Origin of the sequence: Mesorhizobium sp. LNJC394B00, from assembly GCF_000502555.1 — a bacterium.
Taxonomy (GTDB): domain Bacteria; phylum Pseudomonadota; class Alphaproteobacteria; order Rhizobiales; family Rhizobiaceae; genus Mesorhizobium.
The window spans coordinates 1,689,119-1,700,818 of the sequence record NZ_AYWH01000002.1; the positions used below are offsets into that span (position 1 = coordinate 1,689,119).

General features: G+C 64.0%; 9 protein-coding genes. 3 read left to right on the plus strand and 6 right to left on the minus strand.

The genetic code is table 11. The features are described from left to right. Nucleotides 1–72: 72 nt before the first annotated feature. Nucleotides 73–615 (minus strand): XRE family transcriptional regulator, encoded by a 543-nt coding sequence (locus X751_RS151685; protein WP_023670763.1) that lies wholly within the window; start codon nt 613–615, stop codon nt 73–75. Between the two features lie 281 nt (nt 616–896). Between X751_RS151685 and X751_RS151680 the strand changes: the two genes are divergently transcribed. Further along, nucleotides 897–1,601: a nitroreductase gene (locus tag X751_RS151680; protein WP_023744694.1), complete on the plus strand. Its 705-nt coding sequence runs from the start codon at nt 897–899 to the stop codon at nt 1,599–1,601. An 18-nt stretch (nt 1,602–1,619) separates the two neighbouring features. Here the strand turns inward: X751_RS151680 and X751_RS151675 are convergent, their stop codons facing one another. The 5 genes from X751_RS151675 to X751_RS151660 all read right to left on the minus strand — a co-directional run bounded on the left by X751_RS151675 (nt 1,620) and on the right by X751_RS151660 (nt 8,401). Beyond that, nucleotides 1,620–3,062, minus strand: coding sequence for an MFS transporter (locus tag X751_RS151675; RefSeq protein ID WP_023744695.1), 1,443 nt, complete (start codon nt 3,060–3,062; stop codon nt 1,620–1,622). Between the two features lie 153 nt (nt 3,063–3,215). Next, nucleotides 3,216–3,833, minus strand: a complete 618-nt coding sequence (locus tag X751_RS0133290; protein WP_050592361.1) for a sarcosine oxidase subunit gamma — start codon at nt 3,831–3,833, stop codon at nt 3,216–3,218. Beyond that, nucleotides 3,826–6,837 (minus strand): sarcosine oxidase subunit alpha, encoded by a 3,012-nt coding sequence (locus X751_RS151670; RefSeq protein ID WP_023744697.1) that lies wholly within the window; start codon nt 6,835–6,837, stop codon nt 3,826–3,828. The genes X751_RS0133290 and X751_RS151670 overlap by 8 nt, the downstream gene beginning before the upstream one ends. Further along, the gene (locus X751_RS151665) at nt 6,834–7,130 is read right to left on the minus strand and encodes a sarcosine oxidase subunit delta (protein ID WP_023670367.1); all 297 of its coding nucleotides are present in this window, start codon (nt 7,128–7,130) and stop codon (nt 6,834–6,836) included. The genes X751_RS151670 and X751_RS151665 overlap by 4 nt, the downstream gene beginning before the upstream one ends. An 11-nt stretch (nt 7,131–7,141) precedes the next feature. Beyond that, nucleotides 7,142–8,401, minus strand: coding sequence for a sarcosine oxidase subunit beta family protein (locus X751_RS151660; protein ID WP_023699269.1), 1,260 nt, complete (start codon nt 8,399–8,401; stop codon nt 7,142–7,144). Between the two features lie 318 nt (nt 8,402–8,719). Here X751_RS151660 and X751_RS151655 point away from each other — a divergent pair, with 318 nt between their 5' ends. Together X751_RS151655 and X751_RS151650 are read left to right on the plus strand one after the other, a co-directional pair. Then, nucleotides 8,720–11,209: a mechanosensitive ion channel family protein gene (locus tag X751_RS151655; protein WP_023744698.1), complete on the plus strand. Its 2,490-nt coding sequence runs from the start codon at nt 8,720–8,722 to the stop codon at nt 11,207–11,209. A gap of 144 nt (nt 11,210–11,353) precedes the next feature. Further along, nucleotides 11,354–11,617, plus strand: coding sequence for a hypothetical protein (locus X751_RS151650; RefSeq protein WP_023670370.1), 264 nt, complete (start codon nt 11,354–11,356; stop codon nt 11,615–11,617). Nucleotides 11,618–11,700: the final 83 nt, after the last annotated feature.

Here is an 11,700-nt window from a genome sequence, read left to right on the forward strand (position 1 = left end):
GCGCTGCGCTTCTATCTTTTTGCTTGATGCATGTCGTTTCCCAAACCGCTGCACACTTTGGGCGACATGCATTCAATAAACAGGCGGCGAAACCACCCAGATGATTACGGCCGGCTCGCTGCCGGGATTGCGCCAGCGGTATGGCTTGCGCTCGAAGCGGAAGGAATCGCCTTCGACAAGACGGTGCCAGACGCCCGCGATCTCGATCTCGAAAACGCCAGAGGCGATGTAGCCGGCTTCCTCGGTCGGCCGCAGCTGCTCGCTCTTCATCTCGGCGCCCGGCGCAAAGATCGAACGCACCATCTCGAAACTACCGCCGAGATCGGGCGACAGAAGCTCCTCCACCAGGCCGGATTCGCTTGTGCCAAGCGTGCGCCGGCTGCCGGCGCGCACGACAAAACCGCGCTCCTTTTCGATCGGCACGTCGTGGCTGAAGAACAGGCTGAGCGGCACGCCGAACAAATCGGCGAAAGCCCTGAGGTCGCCAAGCGAAGGGATAGACAGGCCGCGCTCGACCTGGCTGACCCAGCCGACGGAGCGACCAAGCTTCAGCGCGATCTCAGCCAGCGTCAGCCCGCGCGCCTTGCGCAGCGCACGGATGTCGCTCGCTAGCAGGCGCTCGTCGGGTCCCTGCAATGTTTTGGGGATAGCTGGGGGCAAAAACGCTCACTTGATGAAAATCTGGAAACGAATTTCATGAGAGCTCATATCCGTGAAAAAATCAAGCAAATTTTCATGGACACACAAGATTTGCTTGCGCGATTTTGGCGGTTCATGCAAAGGCTCTGGCACGAGCGGCGGTGTGGGAATGCGGGTCGGCGACCAAGGATTCAATCTGCGCAAGGTCTTCTCCGATAGCCGGTTCGGCTTTCGAAGTGTGCGCAAAGGGACGGCCCATGCTGGAAAAAAACGGCCTGGCAGCGCATAACGCCGCTGTTGTCGACGAGGCGATCATCTCGCGCCGTTCAGTGCGCGCCTTCCTGCCCGACATGGTCGATGACGAGACGATCCGAGCCATTCTCGGCGTCGCCGCGCGCGCGCCTTCGGGCACCAATATGCAGCCTTGGCGGGTCTATGTCGTCAAGGGCGAGGTCAAGCAGCAGATCACCGATGCCATCCTGAATTCCGGTATCCGCGCCGAAAAGGCCGATTGGGACGAGTATCGCTATTACCCCACCCAGTTCTTCGAGCCGTATCTCACCCGCCGCCGCGCCAACGGTTTCGGGCTCTATGGGGCACTCGGCATCGGCCGCCGCGAGGTCGACAAGATGCGCGCCCAGCACGACCGCAACTTCGTCTTCTTCGACGCGCCGGTCGGCATGATCTTCACCATCGACCGGCGGCTGAACCAGGGCTCGTGGATCGACTACGGAATGTTCCTGCAGAACATCATGGTGGCGGCGCGAGGCAGGGGCCTGCACACCTGCCCGCAGGCCGCCTTCGCGCCCTATCACCGGCAGATCCGGCCGGTGCTCAACATCCCCGACGAGGAGATCGTCGTCTGCGGCATGGCGCTCGGCCTCGAGGATACGTCGAAACCCGAAAACGAATTCCGCACCGACCGCGTGCCGCTGGAAGAGTGGGTGACGTTCAGCGGCTAGGCCTCGGCTACCGGCGCCTTATTCCACGTTCATCTGCGCGCCATGGCCGCTGACATGGGCGCCGTCCTGCGGTGTCAGTCTGAGATAGGCGATCAGCGCGCACAGCGTGATGACGCCCTCGACCACGAACAGGATGCGGAAATCGTTGGTCACCGCCGGCCCGCCGCCAGCCAGGAACGACAACAGCGCCGCCGCCAGGCCGACGCTGATCGCCACCCCCAACTGCCACAGTATGTAGTAGAGTGCGCTGAAGCGGGCGAGCTGGTCGGGCGCGATGTCGGAATAGGCGAGGTTGCCGGTCGAAGCCCACTGCGCCGAGCGCAGAACGCCGAAGGCGAAGATATAGGCTAGCACAATCCAGACCGGCGTGGTCGCCTCAATCAAGGCGAAGCCCGCTACCATGGCAGCAACGATCGGCGTGTTAACGACCAGCACGCGGCGAAAGCCGAAACGGTTGAGCAGGCGCGGCATGAAGACACGCATGATCAGCGAGCCGATTGCGGCGACGAAGGTCAGCGATCCCGCCTGCACCGCGCTCATGCCGAAGCCGAGCTGGAACATCAGCGGCAGAAGGAAGACGACAGAGCTCAGGCCAATCGTGTCCAGTCCGCCGCCGGTGAGGAAGGAGATGCGAAAGGTGCGGATGCGCAGGAGCTTCAGGTCAAGCAAAGGGTTGCGGGCGCGCAGGCAGTAGAAGGAAGCAAGCGTCAGGATGACGATCGCCAGCGCCAGCTCGGCCGCGATCATGCTGCCGGCGGCGTCTTTGGCCGCAAGCGAATCCATGCCGAAGACCAGCAGGACCATGCCGCTGCCGACCAGCAGGAAGCCCGGGAAATCGAACGGCGTGCGCACCGGTTTGGTAACGGCCGGAAACAGCGACGCGGCAAGAACGGCCGCGGCCAGCGCGAACGGCACGTTGATGAAGAAGATCCAGCGCCAGGAAGTGTAGGTCGTCAGCGCGCCGCCGACCAGCGGGCCGACCAGCGGTCCGGACTGGCCGGCCAGCGAAATATACATGTTGATCTTCAGCGTGCGGCTGCGCGGGAAGGTCGACAGGATGACGACCTGGCCGAGCGTCCCCATCAAGGCGCCGCCGAAGCCTTGCAGCGCGCGGGCGCCGACCAGCGTCCAGATGTCGTTGGACAATCCGCACAGCGCCGATGACGCGGCGAACACCAGCAAGGCGAAGCAGTAAACGTTGCGCAGGCCGAAACGGTCGGCGGCCCAGCCGCCGAGCGGCATAGAGATGATCAGGCTGGCGACATAGACGGTGATCAACAGGCCGAGCTGGCTCGGCGGCCGGCCGAGGCTGTCGCTGATGCCGGGCAGGGCGGTGACCACGACATTCTGGTCGAGGCTGGTCATGAACACGCCGCAGGCGACCGTCAGCGGCAGCAGGAGCAAGGCTCTGGCCGACACATCGGCGCAATCCGTGGCGCCGGCGGATAGTTCTGCGGTCATGGGGATGTTCGAACCAAACGACGATGCCGACTCTGAGACGGGATCTTTTTAATCCCCTGGGCCGGTTGGGCCACGTTCCCCACCATGGGCTTCCATTGGAGCATTCTCTAGCGGCAGAACCGGCTGGCCTTGAGGCCAGAACGGCTTTTGGCCCTACTGAACCTCGTAGCCGACCTCCTCGCTGGCATGGCAGAGCGCCTTCCAGAACGAGCGGGCGAAGGAGCGGAAGACATAAATGTCGAACTGGTCGGCGCGGGTGCGCTGGATCTGCGCAAAGACGTCGTGATGGGTGGTCGAACGGCCGGAGCCTATGGGGAAGGCGGGCAGCGCAAAGTCGATGGCGAAGAATTTCGCCAGCACCCATTCGGCCTTAGGGCCGGCGATGCGGATAGCGGTGCGGCCATGCGACAGGTCGGTGATCGTGCCGATTGCCGGGGTTACGTCCCCGGCAAAACTCGCCGCCAGGCCCTCGGCATCGTCGACGACGGTGAATTTTCCAGGCGCGAAACCGAACACGGCCTTGCCGTCCTTGGCGAGACCGCCGCCGGCGCCATCGGGCAAATCGAGGCCGGTGACCTTGCCGATCACGTCGATCAGTTGCTTTTCCGCGCCCGGCCACGCGGCCAGCTGCAGGATCGAGCCCGGCCGGGTCTCGGTCAGGATGACTTCAACGCCATGCTCGAAATTGCCGTGCGAACCCGGATGGGACACCGGCTCGAGCGGCGAGAGGCGCTCGGGTGATTGGCGTTCGGGTGATTGGCGCTCAGCCATGCATGCGGCTCCCGTCCGGGTCGTAGAAATGGTTGGAGACGATCTCGACGGGCCCGAACCGCTTGCGCAGCGGATCGGAGACAAACGCGCGGGTGCCATGGCGCGCCTTGCCGCCTTCGACCAGGGCCAGCGCAATGTGCTTGCCCAGCGCCGGCGAGTAGCAGCAGGCGGTGATATGGCCGATGGAATCGTGCGGATTGGCCTCGTCCAGTTCCTCGACGATATGCGCGCCGCCATTGAACGGCCGGTTGTCGAGCGAGACCAGGCCGACCAGCTGCAGCCGCTCGGGCGCGATCAGGCCTTCGCGGTCCATCATCGCCGAGCCGATGAACGGCTTCTTCTTCGACAGCATCCAGTCGAGATGCAGGTCGCGCGCCGTGGTGCGGCCGTCGATCTCCGCGCCGGTGACATGGCCCTTTTCGATGCGCATCGTGCCCAACGCCTCCAGCCCGTAGGTGACCAGGCCGAACGGCTTGCCGGCTTCGACAAGCGTTTCCCAGACATGGGTGCCGTAGCCGGCGCCGCAATAGACCTCGAAGGCCATTTCTCCGGAGAAGGACAGCCGGCAAATCATCACCGGCACGCCTGATATCTCGCCGCGCACGATGCCCATGAAGGGCAGGGCTGTGTTGTCGACGGCGGTGCCGGTGACGCAGGCGGCGAGGATGGCCCGCGCCTTCGGCCCGCCGATGGCCGCGCCCGCCCATTCGTCGGTTACCGAGGTGACATGCACTTTGAGTTCCGGCCAGATGACGTCGAGGAAATATTCCAGATGCTGCATCACCTTGCTGGCGTTGGCCGTGGTGGTCGTCATCAGGAAATCCTGTTCGCCAAGCCGCCAGGTGGTGCCGTCGTCGAAGGCCAGCCCGTCCTCACGCAGCATCAGGCCGTAGCGGGCCTTGCCGACGGGGAGGGTGGAAAACATGTTGGTGTAGACGCGGTCGAGGAATTCGCCCGCATCCGGCCCCTGAACGGCGATCTTGCCCAGCGTCGAGACGTCGACGATGCCGGCGCTTTCGCGCGTCGCCCTGGCTTCACGGACATAAGCCTGCTCGACCGTCTCCCCGGCAAGGCCGTAGATCATTGGTCGATACCAGAGGCCAGCGGAATACATCGTCGCGCCATTGGCGAGGTGCCAGTCATGCATCGGCGTCAGCCGCTCCGGCTTCAGATCGCCGAAACGCTCGGCAGCGAGCGAGCCAATCGACACCGCGGAGTAGGGCGGGCGGAAGCGGGTCGTGCCTACTTCGGGGATCGGCTTGCCCAACGCCTCGGCCATGATGGCGAGACCCGGAACGTTGGAGTTCTTGCCCTGGTCGGTCGCCATGCCGAGCGTGGTGTAGCGCTTCAGGTGCTCGACCGAGACGAAGCCTTCGCGATGCGCCAGCCGCACGTCTTCGGCGGTGACATCATGCTGGAAGTCGACGAAGCTTTTGCCTTTCACCTTGATCTCGAACACCGGAGCCGGATCTGGGTTTCCCGGGGCTGCTTCGACATCCGGCAAGGCTGCCGGCGCAGCCGCTCCGCCCGCTGCGGACAGGCCGGCTGCGCGGCCCTCAGTGATCGCTTCGATGGTCGAGAAGCTGCCGTTGAAAGCACCCGCACCAATCCATTGCTGATTTGGCCAGCGCTGTTGCGTTTGCTTTGGCGGCAGGAAGGCCTGGCGGGCAGGGTTCCACTCGGCTCTCGCGCCAGCCTGGCTGGCGAGGTGGATGGTCGGCGACCAGCCGCCCGACATCAGCAGGCTATCGGCGTGGATGCTGCGGGCGTCACCGCTGAGCGCGCCCGAGGTCATGTCGAAGCGCTGCACCTTGAGGCCGGAGAGCGCCTTGCCGCCTTCGGTGGCGACCACGGCATGGCCGGAGAGGATTTCGGCTTCGGCCTCGGTGGCGAGGCTGCGCATTTCGGCCGAAAGCTCGGGGCGCACATCGACGATGGCGACAATAGCCGCCCCGGCCTTCCTCAGCGCCAGCGCCGAGCGATAGGCGCTGTCATTGTTGGTGAACAGCGCGATCCTGTCGCCGGGCAGCACGCCATAATCGTTAGCATAGCGCTCGGCGGCATGCGCCAGCATGACGCCCGGCCGGTCATTGCCGGGGAACACAAGCGGCCGCTCGAAAGAGCCGGTGGCCAGCACCACCGTCTTGGCGCGGATCGCCCAGTAGCGATGGCGCGGCTCGCCCTTGCCGGGCGTTTCCTTGTGGTCGGTGACGCGCTCGAGCGCGGCTAGCGTGTTGCCGTCGTAATAGCCCCACACCGTGGTGCGCGGCAGCAGGCGGACCGTGTCATGTCCTTCGAGCTGGCTGACGGCGCGCGCCGCCCAGTCGGCGGCCGGCGCGCCGTAGATGGCCTCGCCGGACCAGTTGGCCGAGCCGCCGAAACGCGGCTCGAGTTCGGCCAGGATGACGCGCGCGCCCTGGTCGGCAGCGGCCTTGGCGGCTGACAGGCCGGCCGGGCCGGAGCCGACCACCAGCACGTCGCAAAACGCGTTCATGCGCTCGTAGCGCGAGGTGTCGGCAGCAATACCGGCGCGGCCCAGGCCGGCGGCGCGGCGGATGAAATGCTCGCAGAACATCCAGAAGCGGGTGCCTTTCAGGGGGCCGAAGACAGGGCCCATGAAGGTCTTGTAGTAGAAGCCGGCGGCCAGGATCTTGCCGCCGAGCTGGTTGACGGCGTTGATGTCCCAGGCGAGCGAGGGAAAGCGGTTCTGGCTGACGGCCACCAGCCCGTCATAGATCTCGACCATGGTTGCGGCGATGTTGGGCTCGCGCACTTCGCCGCGCAGCACCGTCACCAGCGCGTTCGGTTCCTCGACGCCGGCCGAGAGCAGGCCGCGCGGGCGGTGGTATTTGAATGAGCGGCCGAAAAGCGTGACGCCGTTAGCAAGCAGCGCCGAGGCCAGCGTGTCGCCGGCATTGCCGGTGTAGGGCGTGCCGTCGAAGGTGAAGCGGATGGTGCGCAGCCGGTCGACGCGGCCGCCGGTCTCGGTGCGGCGCGGGCTCACGACTTGCCTCCGGCTTTGTGCCGGGCGGCGGCATTGTGGTCGCCGCGGGCGAAACCGGTGCTGGAAATCTCATGCGTGACCGTGTTGCGCACCATCCTCAGATGGGTGCGGCAGCCGCCCGAATGCTGCCAGATCTCATTGTGGTCGCCGGCCGGGTTCAGCCGATCGTAGACATAGGCGTTCCAGGCGTCGAGGTCCTGCGAGTTGGGCTGCGGGCGCTCGCGGTTGCCGTCGCCCTGATAGGTGAACTCGATGACGTCGCGCGGGCCGCAATAGGGACAAGTGATAAGCATTTGTTTGAACCCTAATGCAGCCGGGGCGTTGCGCCCTGGCCCTTGTCGTCAATCACTAGGCCGCGATAAAAACGGTCGAGCGTGAACGGCGCGTTGAACGCGTGCGGTTCGTCTTTGGCGATGGTGTATGCGAAGCACCAGCCCGAGGCCGGCGTCGCCTTGAAGCCCCCATAGCACCAGCCGCAGTTGAGATACATGCCGGGCAGCGGGCCGGTGGTGATGATCGGCGAACCGTCCATCGACATGTCGCAGACGCCGCCCCAGGAGCGCAGCATGCGTACACGCGCAAGGCCGGGAAACAGTGCCAGCATCTCGCTCATGACCTCGTCGACGATGGGCAGATTACCGCGCTGGGCGTAGCTGTTGTAGCCGTCGATATCGCCGCCATAGACAAGGCCGCCCTTGTCGGACTGCGACATATAGAAATGGCCCATGCCGAAGGTCAGGACCGTGTTGCAGAACGGTTTCAGCGATTCGGTGACGAAGGCCTGCAGCACATGGCTCTCGATCGGCATCCTGTCGATGCCGGCAAGCTGCATCACCCGTCCGGTGCTGCCGGCAACGGCCACGGCGACTTTCTTGCCGCGGATCTCTCCGCGCGTCGTCTGCACGCCGGTGATGCGGTCGCCGTCGCGCAGGAAGCCGGTGACCTCGCAATTCTCGACGATGTCGACGCCGCGTCGGTCGGCGCCGCGGGCATAGCCCCAGGCAACCGCATCGTGACGGGCGGTGCCGGCGCGCGGCTGCATCAGGCCGCCGACGATGGGAAAGCGCGCGGAGGCCGACATGTCCAGCGCCGGGACCAGGCGCGCGATCTCGGCGGTGCTCATCAGCTCGGCATCGACGCCGAGATGGCGCATGGCGTTGCCGCGCCTTGCCAGGTCGTCGAACTGGCCCGGCGTGTGAGCCAGATTCAGGCAGCCGCGCTGCGAGAACATGACGTTGTAGTTGAGGTCGTGCGAAAGGTTCTCCCACATCTTCATCGAATGTTCGTAGAAGCGGGTGTTGGACGGCAAAAGGTAGTTGGAGCGCACCGCCGTGGTGTTACGGCCGACATTGCCGGAACCCAGCCAGCCCTTTTCCAGCACCGCGACATTGGTGATGCCGTGCTCCTTGGCCAGATAGTACGCCGTCGACAGGCCGTGGCCGCCGCCACCGATGATGATGACGTCATAGGAAGCCTTGGGGTCGGGCTTGCGCCAGGCCGGCTTCCAGTCCTTGTTTCCCTTGAGCGCGTTCGTGAGAAGCGAAAGGGCTGAATATTCCGCCATTCTTCATGTCATCCCTAGAGCATGATGCCGAAAAGTGTGAAGCGGTTTTCGGACGACATCATGCTCTATATCTTTGATTTGTAGAGCCGGATGATTTCAGGTCCAACAGACCTGAAGCCATCCGGCTCGGGTGCGATGCGGCAGACTATAGAGCAGGCGGCGGGCGCAAAGCCAAGATTGCGCCATGGCTTTTCGACTGGCCGACTCCCGCAAGGCGCCCAACTGTCATGACTTCGCCACGACTTGCTCCACGGGATGAGCGTCTCTATCAAGGACCGCTTTAGAAGCGGCCTTGCCGCCCTTTGAGTCGCCACCATTATGCTTTTTCGCTTCTTTCGCCTGATCCTGATCCTCGCGCTCGTTGCCTTGGCGCCGCATTCGTTCGGCGCGATGGCGCAGGGGCTGGGCCAGGCGCCTGCCGGGCTGGTCGCCGACCAGCAGAAAATCCTGCAGGGTTTGACGACGAAAACCGACGCTCTGGAGAAGAAAGTCCAGGAGGACGGCGTCGACGACACCACCCTCGTCGAGATCCGCCTGCAGCTGGAAGAGCTGTCGCGCGGTGCGCTGAACAGCGCGCTGGCGTTTCGTTCGCGGCTGGGAGAGATCAATTCGAGGCTCGAGCAGCTTGGCGCCCCGCCGGCTGCCGGACAGCCCCCTGAACCGGACATCGTGACCGGCGAGCGCCAGGCGCTGGCGTCGGAAAAGGCGGAGATCAACGCCGTCATCGCCGGGGCGCAGAACCTGTCGATTCGCATCAATTCGCTGATCGAGAAGATCGGTAATATGCGCAGCGAGCTGTTTCGCAGCGGCCTAACCAAGCGCTATGTGCTGTCCGATGCACTGAGCCCGCAGGTGTTTTCCGACGCAAGGGACGAATACGCCAATTTTTACAGGGCGGTGTCGTCGTGGCTGAGCTTTGCCTTCAAGTTCAAGTTCCAGGCGATGCTCGCGGCGACCCTCATGGCGCTTGCGTTGGCCGTGGTGCTTCTGGTCGGTGGGCGCCGCCTGTTTGGGCGCATCTTCGAGCCCGACGCGTCGGTTGAAGATCCGACGTATCTCAGTCGCCTGTCGGTGGCGTTCTGGTCGACCTTGCTGCCGACGCTGGCGGTCAGCGCCTTCCTCGCCTCGACGGTGTTCCTGTACAACTACTACAATGTGCTGCGCGGCGACATAGGCGTGTTCCTCAACGCTCTGGCAGCCGTCATCGCCATAGTGTTCTGTGTCAACCGCCTGACCAATGCGGCTCTGTCGCCCAGCATGCCGAACTGGCGTCTGATCCAGGTCGAGACCGGCCCGGCGCGTTGGCTGGTGCGGCTGACGACGGCCATGGCAGTCGTCATCGGCATCAACAATTTCCTGTCGATCGTCAACGACAAGATGGGCTCGCCTCTGTCGCTGACGGTGGCCAGGAGTTTTGTCGCCACCGTGATCGTCGGGGTCATCCTGATCCTGATGGCGCTGCTGAAGCCTTACAAGGACGTCGCTGGGCGCTGGCGCCGCTGGCCGGCCTGGCTGCGCTACACCTGTGTCGCGCTCGGCCTGTTCACGATTGCGGCGGCGCTGTTCGGCTATATCGGTCTTGCCATCTTCGTCTCGTTGCAGGTCGTGGTCACTGGCACCATCCTGCTCACCGCCTATATCGGCTTCCTGTCGGCGCGCGAGATCGGCGAGGAGGGTGGTTTCGCCGGCACGTCCATCGGGCGCTGGCTGAAGACCAATTCCAGCTATGAGGACACCGCGCTCGACCAACTCGGCCTCGTCGTCAGCGTCGCCATCAACCTGATGATCGTGCTGGTGTTCCTGCCGCTGATCCTGTTGATGTGGGGCTTCCAGCCCGGCGATATCCAGGCCTGGGGCTATAAATTGGCGACAGGCGTCACCGTCGGTTCGGTGACGATTTCGGTCACCGGCATCCTCACCGGCATCGTCGTCTTCATCATCGGCTATTTCCTGACCCGCTGGTTCCAGGGCTGGCTCGACGGCTCGGTTATGGCTCGCGGCAAGGTCGATACCGGCGTGCGCAACTCGATCCGGCTGGCGGTCGGCTATGCCGGCGTCGCGCTCGCCGGCCTGGTCGGCATCTCGGCGGCGGGCATCGATCTTTCCAATTTGGCGCTCGTTGCCGGCGCACTCTCGCTGGGTATCGGCTTTGGCCTGCAGAATGTCGTGTCCAACTTCGTGTCGGGCCTGATCCTTCTCGCCGAGCGGCCGTTCAAGGTCGGCGACTGGATCGTCGCCGGCGACACATCAGGCACGGTCAAGAAGATCAGCGTGCGCGCCACCGAAATCGAGACCTTCCAGCGGCAATCGGTGATCCTGCCCAATTCGAACCTCATCAACAACGCCGTCGGCAACTGGACGCACCGCAACAAGCTCGGACGTGTGGAGATCAAGGTCGGGGTCGCCTATGGCAGCGACGTCAAGCGGGTACACGCGGTCCTGCTTGAGATTGCGCGCGGCCATGCGCTGGTGCTGAAGAACCCGGAACCCTTCGTGCTGTTCACCAATTTCGGGCCGGCAGCACTCGAGTTCGAGATCCGCGTGTTCCTGGCCGATGTGCTGAACGGCGCCATCGTTCAGAACGATATCCGCTTTGCCGTTCTCGATGCTTTTGACGCCGAGCACATAGAAATCCCCTCGACGCCGCGCGCCGAGGTCAAGGTCAAGCAGACCGACGCATGGCCGATCGACGACGACAAGATCGAAGTCGAGTTCGCCGAGAAGGAGCAGGCGGAGGCCAGAGCCGCCACCGAGGCGAAGCGGCTGGCCAAAACTGGTCGCAAGGCCCGCAAACCCGATCCCAGCTAGGCCCCAAGCTCCTCCCAAACCGATTGCGGCATGAATGCGGCATTCAGTTGCGGTTCAGCTTGCATCTCATATAAGCTCACATGCAAAGGCGAGAATGCCTTGCGAAATGCAACAGAGGCGGTGTGGAAACACCGATATTGCAAAATGTGGAAGTCGCTCGTCGTCGCCATCGCTCTTACCGCAGCGAGTGGCTCGGCCTTTGCCGCCAGCGCGGTCAACAAGGATGCTGAGACCCGTACGCTGATCGTGACGGAAGGCGGCGGCAAGACGGAGTTGGCGCTGGCCGCCGGCGAAACCGTGGAATTCTGCCCGAACGGCTGTTTCGTCACCTTGCCCAATGGTGACCTCGAGGCCCTGACCGGCTCGGAAACGGTCGAAATCTCGGGTGGCGTTGCCCGCATCAAGTAAAGTCGGCAAGCAGATGTAGTAAAGGCCGGGCAATGCCCGGCCTTTATTGTTCGCGGTAGCGANCCGCATCAAGTAAAGTCGGC